This window comes from Proteus sp. MB838, from assembly GCF_054767435.1.
In genome coordinates this window covers 1-17,496 of sequence record NZ_BAABMO010000056.1, presented here as the reverse complement: position 1 = coordinate 17,496, position 17,496 = coordinate 1, and the positions used below count along the sequence as shown (strand labels likewise).

Sequence of the window (17,496 nt, the reverse complement as noted above, 5' to 3'; positions counted from 1 at the left end):
GGTTTACCTTCATCATCTTTAATAAAGTGCATGGTCATCATGATCATGCGGGCAATCCAGAAGAAGATAATATCGAAACCGCTCACTAACATATTCGTTGGATGGAATGTTTTCAGTGCTTCGGTGTTTTCTGGCCAGCCTAAGGTTGAGAATGTCCACAGTGCAGAAGAGAACCACGTATCGAGTACGTCTTCATCTTGGCGTAATGCTACATCGGCAGCAATGTTATTTTCACGACGCACTTCTTCTTCGTCACGACCGACATAAACATGACCTTCGTTATCATACCAAGCCGGGATACGATGACCCCACCACAGTTGACGAGAAATACACCAATCTTGAATATCATTCATCCAAGAGAAATACATGTTTTCGTACTGTTTAGGTACAAATTGAATATCGCCATTTTTAACCGCTTCTACCGCAGGTTTCGCTAAAGGTGCTGCACGGACATACCATTGGTCAGTTAATAAAGGTTCAATAACCACACCACCACGATCACCGTAAGGTACCGTTAAATCGTGAGGTTTGATCTCTTCTAATAATCCTAAACGTTCAAATTCAGCAACAATAGCTTTACGTGCTGCAAAACGTTCCATACCTTGGTAGGCTTCTGGGATCTCTGTGCTATATACATCAGATTCAACACCGTTAGTGTCTAATACTTCTGCGCTAACACGAATATTGCCATCAAAATCCATGATATTAATCATTGGTAGTTGATGGCGACGACCTACTTCATAGTCATTAAAGTCATGGGCAGGGGTGATTTTTACACAACCGGTGCCTTTTTCCATATCCGCGTGTTCATCCGCTAAAATAGGAATACGACGGTTCATTAAAGGTAGAATAACCTCTTTACCAATCAGATCTTTATAACGTGGATCTTCTGGGTTAACCGCAACGCCAGTATCACCTAACAGTGTTTCAGGACGAGTCGTGGCAACAATCAGATAATCTTTACCCTCTGCCGTTTTAACGCCATCAGCTAATGGATAACGCAGATGCCACATTGAGCCTTTTACTTCGCGGTTTTCAACTTCGAGATCGGAAATGGCAGTGTGTAATTTAGGATCCCAGTTAACAAGACGTTTGCCACGATAGATAAGATCTTCTTTGTGTAAACGAACGAAGGCTTCTTTTACTGCTTTAGATAAACCTTCATCCATGGTAAAGCGTTCGCGATCCCAATCTACGGAGTTACCTAAACGGCGCATTTGGTTAGAGATATTACCGCCGGACTCTGCTTTCCACTCCCAAATTTTATCGATGAAAGCATCACGGCCATAATCATGGCGGTTTTTACCTTCTTCAGCAGCAATCTTACGCTCAACAACCATCTGTGTTGCGATACCTGCATGGTCAGTACCCGCTTGCCACAAGGTATTTTTACCCTGCATACGTTGATAGCGGATCATGGTGTCCATGATGGTTTGTTGGAAAGCATGACCCATGTGCAGGCTACCTGTCACATTAGGTGGTGGGATCACAATACAAAAGCTTTCTTTGGATGTATCACCATTGGCTTTAAAGTAGCCATTTTTTTCCCAATGTTGATACAGAGGTTGTTCAATCTCTGTCGGATTATAAGTTGTATCGAGCGATGGCTCTTTCGGTGCGGATTTATTTTCCATATTCTTTACGTATTCAATAGGTTGGCGGCGTAGCCATTGTCAAAGTAAAGCTGACGCTACGATAAATTTTATATCGTTCTCGCGCCAACTGTTTTAATTGTTCATCGATAGGTACGAAGTCTATCACTTCATGGAAAGCTGTGGCAAAGTCTGCAAATTGTGACTGCAAATTAATCAGGAGATCACGCGGGGCATTGCCCCGTTTGCCCGGCCAACATAATTCAACAGGTGCACCATAACGAGGCCCTTCACCTGCTAGGTTATGAGGCACAAATTGATGTGGCTCTCTTGCCCATAGTGCTTCATCCAACAATTCAGCTTGTGGCTGTGAATCACAGACGAGCAAAACCCGTTTGCCTAAACGCCAATGTTCTGCGGCAAGTTGACAAGCAAGCCATTCATGGGCTTGTAAATCTTGATGTATTGATGGATGTTCCATTAAATAAAACGTGGCGTTTTTCATGATATCCCGATAATAGAAGGGTATTGCATTGCAATACCCTTCTATGAGTCTGCTCTATTTACCTTAATAATTATGCGGTATTACTCGTCGCTATTCAAACCTGCGCGGTTTAATAAGAACTGCGACAGTAAAGATACTGGGCGACCCGTAGCACCTTTTGCTTTACCAGAGCGCCATGCCGTACCTGCGATATCTAAATGTGCCCAGTTATATTTGCTTGCAAAGCGCGCTAAGAAACAACCTGCGGTAATGGCTCCCCCTAAACGTCCACCCGTATTGGCAAGATCGGCAAAATTAGATTCAATTTGCTCATAGAACTCTTCGCCTAAAGGTAAGCGCCATGCGCGATCGCCCGCTTGCTCTGAAGCATTCATTAATTCATGGGCTAATGGGTTATGGTTAGACATTAATCCACTATAATGATGACCTAATGCCACCATACAAGCCCCTGTTAATGTGGCGATATCAATAACTAACTCAGGCTCAAAGCGCTCAACGTAGGTTAATGTATCACACAGCACTAAGCGACCTTCAGCATCCGTATTTAATACCTCAACAGTCTGGCCTGACATAGTAGTAAGAATATCACCAGGGCGATAGGCTTTACCACCCGGCATATTTTCACAGCCAGCCAATACACCGATGACATTAATAGGTAGTTGTAACTCAGCAACGACGCGCATCACACCATATACTGTTGCTGCACCACACATGTCGTATTTCATTTCATCCATGCCATCAGCAGGTTTAATTGAAATACCACCAGAATCAAAGGTGAGCCCTTTACCAACCAATACAATTGGACGGGATTCAGGATCTTGATTACCTTTATATTCAATAATCGACATTAAAGATTCATTTTGTGAACCTTGACCGACCGCTAAATAGGCATTCATATTTAGCTCTTTCATCTGCTCTTCACCAATGACTCGGGTAGAGACATTCGCGGATGAGTCAGCGAGTTGGCGAGCTTGAGAGGCTAAGTATGCCGCATTACAGATATTAGGTGGCATATTAGCTAAATCTTTACAGGCTTTGATCCCTGATGCAATAGCTAAGCCGTGGGCAATAGCACGCTCACCGCTTGGTAATTCACGTCGAGTAGGGACATTAAAGACCATTTTACGTAATGGACGACGTAATTCGGTTTTATTACTTTTCAGTTGATCAAAGGTATAGAGGCAGTCTTTTGCAGTCTCAACCGCTTGACGTACTTTCCAGTAATTATTACGGCCTTTAACATGTAGCTCAGTCAGAAAACAAACTGCTTCCATTGACCCTGTTTCATTGAGCGTGTTAATTGTTTTCTGAATAATTTGTTTGTACTGACGTTCATCCAATTCACGCTCTTTACCACAACCAATCAGCAAAACGCGCTCAGAGAGAACATTTGGCACATGGTGCAGCAGCAATGACTGGCCGACTTTACCTTCCAGTTCACCACGGCGTAATAAGGCGCTGATGTAACCATCGCTGATTTTATCAAGTTGCTCCGCTATCGGAGATAAACGACGAGGCTCAAACACCCCCACGATAATACAAGCGCTGCGTTGTTTCTCTGGGCTGCCGCTTTTTACATTAAACTCCATGCGTTCTCCTGAATATTAAAGACAAAAACGGAAAGTATCGTTTAGAATAGTGATCCGTATTAATCTACCCCATAGAAAGTTTACTTTTTATGTTAAGCTAAATGCATTAATTGAACACAACTAATTTAGCTAACTTATAAGCTTGTTCTGATTGGGAACCTGTTTATAGCATGTTTTGATATCATTTGGGCTGCAAGAATGTCTAACTGAGATGCACAAATGATAGATATACAACGAAGTTAGCGATTTTCCTGCAAAAAGACAAGTTTTCACAGGCATAACTAGCGTGATTATAATTCGATATTTAGCTCGGGAAACCCTTAAAAGTCAGATAGCCATCTTATTTATCTTGATGCTTATCTTCTTTAGCCAAAAGCTGGTTGAAATTTTAGGGGCTGCTGTAGAAGGTAATATTCCTACAAACCTTGTGGTTTCTCTGCTGTGGCTGGGGATCCCCGAGATGGCACAGCTTATTCTACCATTAAGCCTTTTTCTTGGTCTTCTGATGACTTACAGCAAACTTTATGTTGAAAGTGAGATAACCGTCATGAATGCCTGTGGAATAGGTAAAAAAGCATTAGTGCAAGCAGCACTATTGTTGTCATTACTTACTAGCGTCTTGGCGGCAGGGAATGTGGTGTGGTTGATACCATGGTCGTCTGTACATCAAGAGCAAGTGCTGGAAGATGCAAAAGCCAATCCAAGCTTAGCGGCATTAATGGAAGGACAATTTAAAATGTCCAGTGACCGTAATATGGTGCTTTATCTCGGTAGCGTAAAGGGCAACCAATTCCAAGATGTTTTCTTGGCTCAATTGCGTCCAACACAAAACCAACGCCCATCTGTTGTGGTGGCGGATAAAGGGTATACCAAAGAGCTACCAAACGGTAACCAAGTCGTGGTACTTAGCGAGGGTACGCGGTATGAAGGTACGGCGGTACTACGCGATTTTCGTATTACTGATTTTACCGATTACCAAGCGGTGATAGGCCATCGAGAGTCTACTATTAGCCGTAATCGCGTCGAACAAAAAACCATGAATGAGTTGTGGCACTCAACAGAGCCTGAGTCTATCGCTGAATTTCATTGGCGTTTAACCTTAATTTTCTCTGTGGTGATCATGGCGTTAATGGTTGTGCCGTTAAGTGAAGTCAACCCACGTCAAGGGCGAGTATTAAGTATGTTGCCGGCGATGTTACTTTATTTGGTGTTTTTCCTATTACAAAGCTCCTTGCGTTCAAGCGGTGAAAAAGGAAAAGTTGACCCACTTATTGCTATGTGGACAGTGAATGGGATTTATTTTGCTTTAGCGCTGTTATTGAATGCGTGGGATACCTTACCAATGCGCAAACTACGTGCTCGCTTTAAGAAAGGAGTTGCCTGATGTTTGGTGTATTAGATAAATATATCGGGCGTACGATTTTGCAATCGATTTTGATGACGCTATTTTTACTGGTATCACTGTCTGGCATTATCAAATTCGTCGATCAGCTGCGCAAAGTAGGGCAAGGTGATTTTACGACCTTAGATGCGGGGATTTATGCGGTTTTAAATATCCTCAAAGATGTGCAAATCTTCTTTCCGATGGCGGCCTTATTAGGGGCTTTATTAGGGCTAGGGGCATTAGCGACACGTAGTGAGCTGGTGGTGATGCAGGCATCGGGTTTTACTCGTTTGCAAATTGCTGGCTCCGTGATGAAAACCGCGATCCCATTAGTACTGTTAACGGTATTAATTGGCGAGTGGGGGGCACCGCAAGGTGAACAATATGCACGTAATTACCGTGCAGAAAAGATCATGGGTAACTCTTTAGTGTCCACTAACCGTGGAATGTGGGCTAAAGATGGTAATCAATTTATCTATATTAACCGTATTAAAAGCCAAAATGAGATGCAAGGCATTACGCTGTATAATTTCGATAATAATCGAAAACTTGAAACTGTGCGTTATGCATCCAGTGCCACTTATGATCCAGATAAAAAAGTGTGGTTACTGAAACAAGTTGAGCAATCTGATCTTACTTCGCCACAAAAAATCACGGGTAAAAAACAGGTATCTTTAGAGTGGCAGACTCGCCTAACACCTGAAAAACTGAGTGTTGTGGCATTAGATCCAGATGCCTTATCCATAAGTGGCTTATATCAATATGTAAAATACCTCAAACAGAGTGGGCAAGAATCAGCCAATTATGAGCTGAACTTCTGGAAAAAAATCTTTGCGCCTATTTCTGTTGCAGTGATGATGCTAATGGCGCTGTCATTTATTTTTGGCCCATTACGTACTGTACCTATGGGGCTGCGTGTGGTAACAGGAATAGCCTTTGGTTTTCTGTTCTATATTGTGAATGAAGTCTCAGGCCGATTAAGTTTGGTATATGGCATTCCTGCCGTAGTGGCAGCCTTAGTTCCTGGTATGCTCTTTTTAGTATTAAGTTTATGGTTATTAATGAGGCGTAATCGCTAAGTAGTATTAACGATTAACAATGCTTAAAGAAAAAGCGCCTTCAACAATCAAGGCGCTTTTTTATCGGTCTATAAGTTGATTATTTCGTTTAAAAACTTTGTGCTAAAGCACGCACAAGGGCATTTGTACCTCGAGTCACTTCACTAAACTTGGTGCCATTAGCTTTACGGGTGATGACAACAAAAACACCGATATTTAATTCAGGAATGGTTGCCATATAGGTATTAAAACCACCGCCACCGCCGGTTTTTTGGTAAATAGCAGGCACACCATTGGCAGGCGCCATATAAACCCATCCTAAGCCAATGCCATCCGCTCGCCCTGCAACATCCATCCCTTCAATAGAAGATAGTCGTTGGCGCGGAAAATAAATAGACTGCTCTTTACTGGCCGTCGCTTTTCTCATCGTATTATTTGAGTTTAAAAAGCCTTGCATCCAACGTTGCATATCTGCAGGCGTAGAATAAACCCCCCCACTTCCGGCGGCGGCGATAGTTTCAGAACAAGGGCTGGGTCTATAACCAATTAATAATCGCTGACATTGTGTGCTACTTGGCGTTAACGTGGTATCACGCATTCCCGCAGGTTGTGTCACATACTGTTTTAATAGTTGAGGATAGTTTTTACCAGAGGCTTTCACTAATGCATCTGCTAATAAATCATAAGCCAGATTAGAATAAGAGGCAGATTGTCCCGCCGGTGTTGTTAAAGAGGCTTTTTTTAGCCAGTTCCAGCGATCGCCATGGGTTGGCCAAATAAAAACCGGTCTACCCCATTTTCCGCCGGGTTGTTCACGAGGAAAACCACTGGTATGGGTAGCTAAATGATAAAGACGAATAGGAGATTGATTGTTCACTAATGGAATATCGACACCATAATAACTATATTTTTGCAGAGGATCAGTAACCAACAACTTGCCATCATCTTGTAATTTTAACATCACTTCACTCGTCATTAATTTAGTAATAGAAGCAATACGTATTAATGAGTTCATTGACGGGGTTTGACGGCTATCGGGGCTTGTAGTACCAAAAGCACGATTAAGAGATTGCGTATTGTTAATCATGACAATCACCATTCCTTGAGGGTTACTCTTTTGATAAATCTGCTGAGCATACTTATCAAAAATCTCCCGACTATTATTCGCCTTTGGTGATAAGGTGGTTGGCCATTGTGACAATTCAGGCACATTATGTTGATTAAACTTAGCGGGTAACGTTGGCGTTACCGTTGCTCGTTGACTACAGGCATTGAGCGTAAGTAGTGCAACAGGAATGAGGAGATATTTTAGGAGATGTTTTTTCATTTTATGATCAACATAACGAGTAAGGTGAAAGAAAAGAGAACAAAATAAATCAGCCATAACATAAATGGATGATTGTTTTATCGCGTTACTTTTTGTTTTTATTTATCATTTTTAGTACAGCACCTAAAACAAGCCCAATAAAAATACCGGCCATGATCCAGCTAACAATACCCATACCATCCCCTTTATAGCAGATTTAAACCAAATTTTGATTATATTATCAGAAATAAGAATGTCTATCAGAGCAATAGTGGGTTAATGAAAAGTTGATGTAAAATAGGCTGAAGGACTTCTACAAAGAGATTTTTTGTGAAGGACATCATAAAAATCTTATTATTGGTTATTTTTTGTACATAAAAAGGGTGAAAAAAACAGGAAAGTATTACAAAGGTGTTACAATCCCCCCTAAATTTTGCCTATTTTTACTTTATTATTAGCTTTTCTTTATTATTCGGTTAACAGTTGTTTATCAAGTAAATGTTAATTAATGAATTTATATTCTTTAAATTAATTAGTTTCTGGTTTTATATTCTAGACATATATTTAAATTATCCATTTTCAAGGTTTTTGTAAAGATACTCACTCTACGTGTTATACTTTGTAATACTTTAATTGTTGTGAAACATACAAAGAAAACTTAATATAATCTCATCAAATCGACAGCTAAACACTAAATGAGAGTAAAGACATATTAACAAAATTAACAAGGGAAAATGATCAAAGAGAAATAAAACATAACAAGATGAAAGGAAAGTGTATAAATAAAAAGAGAGTAAAACGTCGCCGTAATAAAATAATAATGAATTAATCATCAGTATAAATAAATCTATTTTAATAGAGGGCTTTTTATTTAAAGATAAGACTTTTATTTAACTAAGTATTATTATCTTAAAAAATAAAAATAGTTTAAATAACAGTAAGTAAATCAATAGATAGGCAAATAAAGCTATTTATTAACTATATAGTTAAAGAAATAGTTAGAGGCTATCTATTTTAAATAACAATATATATTAAATATAACACTCTATTTAAAATAAAAATTCTTCCTTACACCAGGGAAGAAAAGGGCAGTGACATTAAAAAAATAACGATAGTCATAAAAATAAAATTAAGCCCTTAAATTGCAGTACCGTCGGATCAAAACACTAACCCAGTTTTGATCCTTTTTTTATATCTCGTTATATATAATTTAATATATCGATTTTATCTACTGCTCAGCTATAACGATGACAACAGAAAATAATCCATTATGCACAAATAAATGAAGTCAGTGTGCTAAGAGACTTAGGGATTGAGACTTGTTAAATTCAATGTTGCTTATCGATAGATGAATGTTACAAGTTTGCCCCATTCATAGAAGAACGATAAGATAAATGCACTTTTTTTCGCCAATCAAACTGAAAACCAACAATAATTGTTGCGAGGGTTCCTCACGCAAGTATAATGAGCCTGTTTTCCAAACACACTTCAGTGCCGGAGTGGCGGAATTGGTAGACGCAGTTGATTCAAAATCAACCGCCTTCGGGTGTGCCGGTTCGAGTCCGGCCTTCGGCACCATAAGAACATCAAGGGACGTCAACGGACGTCTTTTTTTGTATCTGAAATCCCAGTTTTACAAGGCTTTTCCCCACTTTTCAGTCTTCCCAAGTATACTAAGGTCAACCCACATCAAGTACCTATTGTTGGTATATGTGTTGGTATCTCTCGATTCGATAATAGTTTGTACCAACGCAAGGAGATAAATTATGGCTCTTACTGATGCTAAAGTCAGGGCTGCCAAGCCTTTGGATAAATCGTATAAATTGACCGATGGTGATGGTATGCACTTGATGGTACATACCAACGGCTCAAAATATTGGCGTTTACAGTATCGCTTTGGTGGTAAGCAAAAAATGTTAGCGCTGGGTGTTTATCCTGACATCTCGCTTGCTGAAGCCAGAGAGAAAAGAGATGCAGCAAGAAAGTTAATTGCTAATGGATTTGATCCAAGCGAAAAACGCAAAGAAGTGAAAGAAGAGCAACAAAAAGAATTTAATACATTCGAGAAGGTTGCACGTGATTGGCATGCAACCAATAAGAAATGGTCGGAAGGGCATAGCCATCGAGTACTTAAAAGCCTTGAGGACAATATCTTTACTGCTATTGGTAAACGCAATATTGCCGAACTGAAAACACGCGATCTCCTCGAACCCATCAAAGACGTAGAGATGTCTGGACGTCTTGAGGTGGCAGCTCGCTTACAACAGCGTGTGACAGCCATTATGCGTTATGCCGTACAAAGCGGTTTAATCGACTATAATCCAGCTCAAGATATGGCGGGTGCTGTGGCTACAGGTAAACGAGTTCATAGAGCTGCCTTAGAACTTAAACGCTTACCTGAGTTTTTACAACGCATTGATGATTATAAGGGAAGACCTTTAACTAAACTTGCAGTAAAGCTCACCTTGTTAGTCTTCATTCGTTCTAGTGAACTGCGTTTCGCTCGTTGGGATGAAATCGATTTTGAAAATGCCATGTGGACGATCCCCGCTGAACGCGAAACGATAGAAGGGGTTAAGCATTCCCATCGCGGATCAAAAATGCGTACTACCCATTTAGTCCCTTTAAGTCGACAAGCCATTGAGATCTTAAAACAGATCTATCAATTCAGCGGTAATCACGAGCTGATCTTTATTGGCGATCATAATCCAAGAAAACCAATGAGTGAAAACACGGTTAATAATGCATTACGTGTGATGGGATATGACACTAAAACGGAAGTGTATGGGCATGGTTTTAGAACAATGGCCTGTAGCTCGTTGATTGAGTCAGGGCTATGGTCGAAGGATGCGGTAGAAAGGCAAATGAGCCACCAAGAGCGTAACTCAGTGCGTGCGGCTTATATTCATAAGGCTGAGCATATTGAGGAACGACGGCTTATGGTGCAGTGGTGGGCGGATTATCTGGAGGGGAATAGGGAAGGGCATGTGGGGGCGTTTGGGTTTGGGAAGTAAGGAATGTAAATATCCACTTTATCAGTTGATAATTTAAATTTTAATGCATTGAATTAATAGGAATTAAACTGTTTGTATGTTAATTGTGAATAGTTTAACCGCATTATGTCACATTTGAAATTTTTACTTGTATTTTTACATGGTGTACTTATTTTATAACTAATTATTTGATGATACTGAGTCGATTATTGAATAGCCACCAACTTGGGCTGACACTGATAATGTGGATACGTCAAAGTTACTTGGTAATTATACTGTCAGTTTCCTTTGGTAATCACTCTAGTACAGCTAGATGTGATTGGTATGTCATCAGGTATGACGGTCGCAGCAATCAGCTTGCCGATGATGGTTGTCATTAAATCTATTTCTATTAAAGTTTTTTGTTAAAATTGTTTTCATATAGGGAAACAAGCTTAATTTAAATAGTAAAAAAACAGCTATTAGTGCTATTTCATGAACGATAGTTATTATCCATAATTACTGCTTTTATTATGGTAATATATCAATGATCCTACTTTATTTACTCGGTTTTAAATTTTCTTTATTATCTAGAAATGAGTTGGATACGGCATTTTTAAATTGGTTGAATCTGATTTTTAATTAAATATAACAGTGAACATAGAAATATTGGAGGCCTAAATGTACAATGAAGAACAGAAGAAAATAGCTAGAAAAGAAGTTATTCACACAGCAATTGAAAAGTTGACAGTTAAAAGGTCAGATTCAACTTTATGCCCTAAGGATTATATAAGACGAGTGAAATCTTTTTATAAAAATGAAAGCGATGATACGAGGGCATTCCTTGTAGATAAGTTATCTGATTCAACAATTAAAAGATGGGAAGATTTTTATAGCTCAATAATTCATGATAAAACTGCCTCTAGCTTGAAAATTGCTTATTTATCAGGTCCAAATCCTGAAAATGATATTAATGAAATGACTAATCTAGGAATACTGCCGGAAAACATTTGGGCTTTCGAAAGTGATTCTAAAATATATAATGAGGCTGTTATTTCTGCATTGTCTTCAAAGTTTCCTTTTATAAAATTGATTAAATCAAATATTGGTGATTTTTTTGAGGTATCCCCGCAAAAATTTGATATTATTTACCTAGATTTTTGTGGTCCATTGCCGAGTAAGAAAGGTGGGCAAAAAACATTAAAAACAATTACTACTATATTAAAGCATCATGCACTTACCCCACTAGGAGTATTGATTACGAATGTCAGTCTTCCATCTAAAACACAAAATGAAGAGGACCACATTAATCTTGCAACATTAACTGCTGACTATTTATATCCTAAGTCATTCTTAGAAACAAATGATCCAAAATGGAATTGCATGGATGGGGCAATATCTCATGGCTTCGATCCAGATAAATGGCGAAGTGAGGTGGCTGATAATATAGAAAATTATTACGGTCAGTATATTACAAGACTATTAATTGATACGATTTCTGTTATATCCCCTTATGAGAATTTTGTATCGTCTAATTCATTATTCAAATATATGTTTAAATTGGGAGATAAACAAAGTATACAAAAAAAAATCGATTCATTATATCATTTTGATTGTGATTATAATGGGGGGATGTTATTACAGATGCAGCATTTTATCCCATAATGTGGACGTTTGCGGCTATAAATGAAAATTATAACAAGAATGATAAAAATTATTCACAGCACATTTACACTAACTCATCGTATAATAAATTTTGTTTATCATTTTTATCTCAATTAAGTATAGATAATGATGCTAATTCACTAATAAGAAATATATCCACAATGCATTTCCTTATGGGAGAAGGTTGGGGGGAGAAAGATTATTATAATGAATCTCTGATCGAATTATCAAAATTTAATTGGCATAAAACATTATATCCATTTTGTGATTTGTTTTTATTTCATCAAGTTAAAGAGGTTCTGTTCAGACAATTATCAGTACCCTATCATGTTAATATTGAACAAACTCAACGATGGACTTATAAAGCTAAAGATACTCAAATGTATATGGATTTGTTTGTTTTGGATGAGTGTCGTTATTTATATGATTGGATGCCTTCTTTTGATATGTTTTATTCAGGGATGCAAGATGTCGAAAGACAGTACAGCTTTCGATTTATATTGGATGCCGTTGCGAAACATAGGATGATATATAATAATGAATTCTTTTTCGGAACAGCATCCGTTTGTCGAATGGAGGACGGGTTCCTAGAAAAAATATTAAAAGTTAGAGATGAAATTCTTTAGTTAGATTGAGTTATTTTTACTAGTTCAGAATTGACCTGACAGCTGCCGGTTATTTATACAGATGTCTGTCAGGTAAAATCTGGTTCAGATTTTTTCTGTGTTAATACCAAGCGATATTGTCGTGGTCGCTAATTTCCAAGGGAATTTGATTGTGAGCTTTAATCGTACATTTTTAAATGTTTATTTCAAACATTTGAGAGGTGCTAAGGATGATCATAACGAATTCCAAAGCTCAGTTGACTGTTGATGCCATTGCTAAAGTCGCTGAAGGTCGTTTGACTATTAATAATGTAACTAAACTTCTCAATAAATCTAGACGAACTATTGAACGTTACCTTCAACGATATCGTAAAGTGGATGTGCAATTCATTGTTCATAGTAGTACAGTAAATCTCCCATAAATAAAACGTCAGATAAATTGAAACAAATAGTACAACAGCTTATTCGTGAGAAATATTTCGATTTTAATCTACTCATTAAAACTTCAATGGAGAATATCGAAGTACAGAAAAAATTAGATGTGCTAGCGTTAGTGGACAAACTTTGTAATATATCGGAAGCCTCTAGTCTCAGTGCTGTATCTAGAGACACCATTTACCGCAACAGATGATTAATCAAGCAAGGCGGAATAGATACGCTAAGGCGGTAAGAGACGCCTGATTTAAGACATAAAAACAGTTCAGAAGAAGAGCATAATAAAGTTGTCATAGACCTCAGCCTTAAAACCCTCATCTAGGTCTGTCTCGAATATCTCGCCAGCATGGATAGTGAATTAGTCCTAATGGAGTACGTCAAATATGATTGAGAGAAAATATGAATACTACGGCATTAAGGTTGGCTAAGTTGGAGTTGCTTCCCAAATCGGCTTGAATTGCCAACTTGGGCTAATACTAATAATGTGGATACGTCAAAGTCAGTTGCTAATTATACCGTCAGTTCCCCTTGGTAATCACACTAGTACAGCTAAACACGGTGATCTACATGTTGAATACATGACCCAATATTTTTATTTATTTTAAATTCATAGCAAACTATATTTCACGGGCTCAGGGAATATCAAGCCCAGATCTCTTGAGTTGATTTTAAACAATGGTCCTTTTTCCGATACTCTACCATTTTTTGCTGAGCGTTTAATTAAATGGTCCATAGTTATGGTTCCATTTTCAAGCAAAGGCATTAATTGGTTCAAGAGGGGGGCTTTTGTATGAGTAACAGAAATTAGCTGAAAATATTCAACGCCTTTCTGGAGGCCCTCCATGCCAAGGTTTTAGTATGGCTGGATTACGGGAAAAAGATAGCGACAAAAATATGCTTCCTTGGGAATTTGCTAAGTTTGTTGAGTATGTGCAACCTAAAATTGCTGTTTTAGAGAATGTAACAGGGATCTTAAGGGCATTCAAAGATAGCGATGGAAAGCCCTTTTATGCTTGGTTTGAGGTTGCAAAAGCATTTGCTGAAAAAAAATATATTCCACTATGCTTACATGTGAACGCTAGGTTTGCAGGCGTCCCACAGAACAGACCTCGTTTTATCATGATAGCAATACGCGCTGATATATTTGAAGATATCAAAAGCTCTTTTGATAGTGAGAGCATTGATTATAAATTACTTTTTTCATCAGAGAAATTCTACAAACTTGTTCAAAATAACCCAGACAAAGCGGTCATGGGAACACTTGAATGTTATGACCCAGTGAAGAATATTTCGTTGTTTGAAGGTTCATTTTTGCACCATCTTGTTGGTCATGAGCCTGTATCAGTCAAAGAAGCTTTAGATGATTTAAAACAAACATCTCCGACAAAATCATCGAAATTTGTTGAAAGCTTGAATGAAACATTCTCAACTGTATTGTTAGAGCATGAGAAGCTAAGTAACCACGACCATAGAAGTAATGGTTATCATGTTCAGCGTAGATTTCGGTTATACCAAGTTGTACAACAAAGCCAAAGTACAACGGTAAAGAAAGAAATATTCGATATATTGAAAGGTGATTCTTGCTCATTATCAGATGTAGTCTGGGAACAAGTAAAAGGCTATGAGTTTTTAAAAGATAACAACAAAATTGAATGTTTCGATTCAAAAGACAGTTTTATTGAATATTTACGAAATCACCCAACTAAGAAGCATTCACAAAAAGCGTTAGATCCTAATCAACCTGCGCCGGCGGCTTTATCGATACCTGATGATGCATGTCATTATGATAAAATGAATTGAGGGTTCTCACGGTTAGAGAAATGGCAAGGATTCAGTCATTTCCTGATAACTTTGTATTTCGCTCAAAAGTGACTACTGGTGGGCAAATGCGTAAATTTGAAGTACCTCAATATACTCAGGTGGGAAATGCTGTGCCACCGTTACTAGGTTTGGCAATTGGTAAAGTGGTTACTGAGTTGCTTATTCAGCTAACTAAAAATTAACAAGTATACTTTAACTATTTGTTAATTAACCTTCCGGTTAAAATTTTTTAATAACCGCCACTATTTGGCGGTTATTTAGTAGTTACTGGTTTTTTTTATAGTCATAGGCACATAATATTCTTCTGTATCCAGTCCCTTTTTTATCAGGCATTAACTTTAAAGTGTTTTCAACTTCATCTAAATTAAGATTATTATTCCATGTGCCCCACATTATAGCATTAAGCTTATTGGCTCCCGTTATTGATTCATCATGATAAATTTCTTCTATATTAGTATGTTTTGTTTTTGCACTAATAGGCAAACGTTCTATATTATCTTTTATTTTTTTTAATTGTTGTTCTTTTAATGTTTCTGCTTTTTCAAGTTCTGGGTAAATTAAGTTGAAGCCATAAATAGGAAACCATTGAGAGCTGGCTATATTAATTTTATCTATTAGTCGAATTAATGGATGGTTCGATTCCTCAATTATTTCAAAATAGTCTGACATAAAGCTTGATGCATTTCTATGTTCATAACTGATTGATTTTCTAGAACCTATTACTAGAATTTTATCGTTATTATTAAGAGAGTCAATATCTTCAGTTATGTTAACTGTAACACTGCTGCCATCTTCTCTTGCACCAGAGTATATATCTTTTACAATACTTTGAACTTTTCTAATATCCATAGCTGAAACTGGTAAATTTAAACTAGACAATGATTTATAAATCTCATTGAAATCATCCGTTTTTAATTTATTTATTCGTATTGTTGAAAAACCTTCTAAATCTATATCATGCTCACTAATTTCATGTGAACTAGAGCCTTCACTGTATTCAACTAATAAAAAATTATGTCTGATTTTTTTTGCGTCATTTGAGTTTGGTTCAACATAAGTAAATATTGTTTTTAGTAAACTTTTAATATTATCATCACCAATTCCATATCCCATGAATATGATTGGGTTATGAATAAAAATAGAAAGTAACTGCGCACGTATTAATTCATACTTTTCATTGAATTTGGAGTAGTCATCATCGGTAATGATTATCTTAGATGGATCTGAACAACAACCATGAATTTTATAAACTGAACCATAAGGATTGCTTAATAATATATCATTCCCTACAAGAGGTTCAAAGCTAAATATACTTTCTATAAGAGAGTCGTAATTTGTTGTAATTACTGAACCTATATTTTTACGAATCTTTTTTAGCTCAGCTAGTTCTTCCTTTTTTTCTTCTTTATAGGAAAGTTTACTAACTAAATGTGAAATGTAAATTTTGAATCGACTAAGGCAGTTTTCTCGCTCCATTTCATGATAAAAAATATCATTGATTTCTTTGAACTTTCCATTCCTGTTATTTCCTAAATCTTTATTGAATTCATGTTCAAGCTTTGTTGCGATTTTTGTATAATCATATTTACCATTATCTTGGCACTCAGCTTTTATATCTAAATAGAACTCATTATTACCTTTCAGCTCAAATGAAATGAATTTTAACAATCCATCCCATGTAAAGGCATTATCTAGGTATCTTAGGCTCATACCTGCACCTATGAATAATACGGGGTGGTTACGGTATTGCCCTATAAATTCATTTATATTCATATATACCTCGGTCAATTATTTTTAGTACTATCCGTCACTGCTCATCTGGCTGCCATCCTAAACATAAAGGTATATCGCCAAAAGCTATTCGTTAATAATGCGTTATATGGCAAAAATGTGCTCACTAAGGTTATCAACAATAGTATTTGGTAAACAATTGACGGTAGTAAGTAATTTATCGTTTTGGTACACATCAACCAGAGCTTCGTGTTTTGAATCAAAATAAGAAGAGGAAATGGTATAAGTATAGTTACCATTTCTAAAGTCCATTTCATAGATTTGGGCTGTACCCGTATCTCCCTTCGGATTTAAATAACGCCCTTCTAATTGTTCTGGTTTTCTCGTGATAATGATATCAGGTTTTTGATTGAGTTTGCCGAACTGATAAATATACTGCTCATTCACAAGGCTAATATTAACTTGCTTTTGATTTTTATTGGCACATTGGAAGACAGTGACAGTATGGGTATTTGCCATCGCTATTGGCGAGAGTAACCCTACAGCGAAAAAAGAAAGCAGGGCATTACGAAAAGTTGACATGATGGTCCTCTAATTATCTGACTTGTGATCCATTCTAAACGTACTAGATTGTAGTTTATTTGAGTCATTATACTGGCATATCCTGCCTCTTCAGTGAAGCATAAAACTTGTCTGTCTGATAGCCTAGCGGCACTCATTCTTCATGCTGTCGTTGCGCGATTAATAGTAGGGCATATGAACACGTCAATCATATAGACAACTCTTTATCGTGTAATACAAAATGTCCTCGAAACGTTTCCTATTAATGGGGG

Annotated in this window: 15 protein-coding genes and 1 tRNA gene; 9 read left to right on the top strand and 7 right to left on the bottom strand. The window is 37.5% G+C overall.

Translation table 11 applies throughout. The features are described 5' to 3' along the window. The 3 genes from ACYUCW_RS16705 to pepA form a co-directional block, all read right to left on the bottom strand. Positions 1-1,634, bottom strand: a 1,634-nt coding sequence (locus ACYUCW_RS16705; protein WP_460409076.1) for a valine--tRNA ligase, incomplete at its 3' end; no start/stop codon positions are given. A gap of 13 nt (positions 1,635-1,647) precedes the next feature. Then, positions 1,648-2,097 (bottom strand): DNA polymerase III subunit chi, encoded by a 450-nt coding sequence (locus tag ACYUCW_RS16700; protein WP_460409075.1) that lies wholly within the window; start codon positions 2,095-2,097, stop codon positions 1,648-1,650. Positions 2,098-2,177: 80 nt separating this feature from the next. Next, complete coding sequence (gene pepA / locus ACYUCW_RS16695) at positions 2,178-3,686, bottom strand: leucyl aminopeptidase (protein ID WP_004246183.1); 1,509 nt, start codon at positions 3,684-3,686, stop codon at positions 2,178-2,180. Positions 3,687-3,972: 286 nt separating this feature from the next. Between pepA and lptF the strand changes: the two genes are divergently transcribed. Both lptF and lptG read left to right on the top strand, forming a co-directional pair. Then, a complete protein-coding gene (gene lptF / locus ACYUCW_RS16690; RefSeq protein WP_004249580.1) occupies positions 3,973-5,070 on the top strand; it encodes an LPS export ABC transporter permease LptF in 1,098 nt (365 codons plus the stop codon). Next, a complete protein-coding gene (gene lptG / locus ACYUCW_RS16685; RefSeq protein WP_004246180.1) occupies positions 5,070-6,149 on the top strand; it encodes an LPS export ABC transporter permease LptG in 1,080 nt (359 codons plus the stop codon). Before lptF ends, lptG begins: the two co-directional genes overlap by 1 nt. A gap of 88 nt (positions 6,150-6,237) precedes the next feature. Here lptG and ampH read toward each other — a convergent pair whose 3' ends face one another. Continuing rightward, positions 6,238-7,455, bottom strand: coding sequence for a D-alanyl-D-alanine-carboxypeptidase/endopeptidase AmpH (gene ampH / locus ACYUCW_RS16680; RefSeq protein WP_036900676.1), 1,218 nt, complete (start codon positions 7,453-7,455; stop codon positions 6,238-6,240). A gap of 1,472 nt (positions 7,456-8,927) precedes the next feature. Here ampH and ACYUCW_RS16675 point away from each other — a divergent pair. The 5 genes from ACYUCW_RS16675 to ACYUCW_RS16655 all read left to right on the top strand — a co-directional run bounded on the left by ACYUCW_RS16675 (position 8,928) and on the right by ACYUCW_RS16655 (position 13,098). Next, positions 8,928-9,012: transfer RNA gene (locus ACYUCW_RS16675), tRNA-Leu, on the top strand. Between the two features lie 188 nt (positions 9,013-9,200). Then, complete coding sequence (locus ACYUCW_RS16670) at positions 9,201-10,448, top strand: tyrosine-type recombinase/integrase (protein WP_004249576.1); 1,248 nt, start codon at positions 9,201-9,203, stop codon at positions 10,446-10,448. Positions 10,449-11,087: 639 nt separating this feature from the next. Next, positions 11,088-12,071 carry a class I SAM-dependent methyltransferase gene (locus tag ACYUCW_RS16665; RefSeq protein WP_460409072.1) on the top strand — a complete coding sequence of 328 codons (984 nt, stop codon included), beginning with the start codon at positions 11,088-11,090 and terminating at the stop codon, positions 12,069-12,071. A 173-nt stretch (positions 12,072-12,244) separates the two neighbouring features. Next, positions 12,245-12,697, top strand: coding sequence for a hypothetical protein (locus ACYUCW_RS16660; RefSeq protein WP_460409070.1), 453 nt, complete (start codon positions 12,245-12,247; stop codon positions 12,695-12,697). A gap of 209 nt (positions 12,698-12,906) precedes the next feature. Next, positions 12,907-13,098 carry a helix-turn-helix domain-containing protein gene (locus tag ACYUCW_RS16655; RefSeq protein ID WP_004249574.1) on the top strand — a complete coding sequence of 64 codons (192 nt, stop codon included), beginning with the start codon at positions 12,907-12,909 and terminating at the stop codon, positions 13,096-13,098. A 620-nt stretch (positions 13,099-13,718) separates the two neighbouring features. On the opposite strand, the gene ACYUCW_RS16650 is transcribed toward ACYUCW_RS16655, so the two are convergent. After that, on the bottom strand, positions 13,719-13,955 hold the full coding sequence (locus ACYUCW_RS16650; RefSeq protein ID WP_239506421.1) for an MvaI/BcnI family restriction endonuclease: 237 nt from the start codon (positions 13,953-13,955) through the stop codon (positions 13,719-13,721). 14 nt (positions 13,956-13,969) lie between these two features. Between ACYUCW_RS16650 and ACYUCW_RS16645 the strand changes: the two genes are divergently transcribed. Further along, the gene (locus ACYUCW_RS16645; RefSeq protein ID WP_004249573.1) at positions 13,970-14,911 is read left to right on the top strand and encodes a DNA cytosine methyltransferase; all 942 of its coding nucleotides are present in this window, start codon (positions 13,970-13,972) and stop codon (positions 14,909-14,911) included. Between the two features lie 20 nt (positions 14,912-14,931). Further along, positions 14,932-15,114: a DNA cytosine methyltransferase gene (locus ACYUCW_RS16640; RefSeq protein ID WP_051008877.1), complete on the top strand. Its 183-nt coding sequence runs from the start codon at positions 14,932-14,934 to the stop codon at positions 15,112-15,114. An 82-nt stretch (positions 15,115-15,196) separates the two neighbouring features. Here ACYUCW_RS16640 and ACYUCW_RS16635 read toward each other — a convergent pair whose 3' ends face one another. Together ACYUCW_RS16635 and ACYUCW_RS16630 are read right to left on the bottom strand one after the other, a co-directional pair. Continuing rightward, entirely contained in the window at positions 15,197-16,705 is a 1,509-nt protein-coding gene (locus ACYUCW_RS16635; RefSeq protein ID WP_004249570.1) for an SIR2 family protein, read from the bottom strand. Positions 16,706-16,807: 102 nt separating this feature from the next. After that, positions 16,808-17,245, bottom strand: coding sequence for a hypothetical protein (locus ACYUCW_RS16630; RefSeq protein WP_004249569.1), 438 nt, complete (start codon positions 17,243-17,245; stop codon positions 16,808-16,810). Positions 17,246-17,496 lie beyond the last annotated feature (251 nt).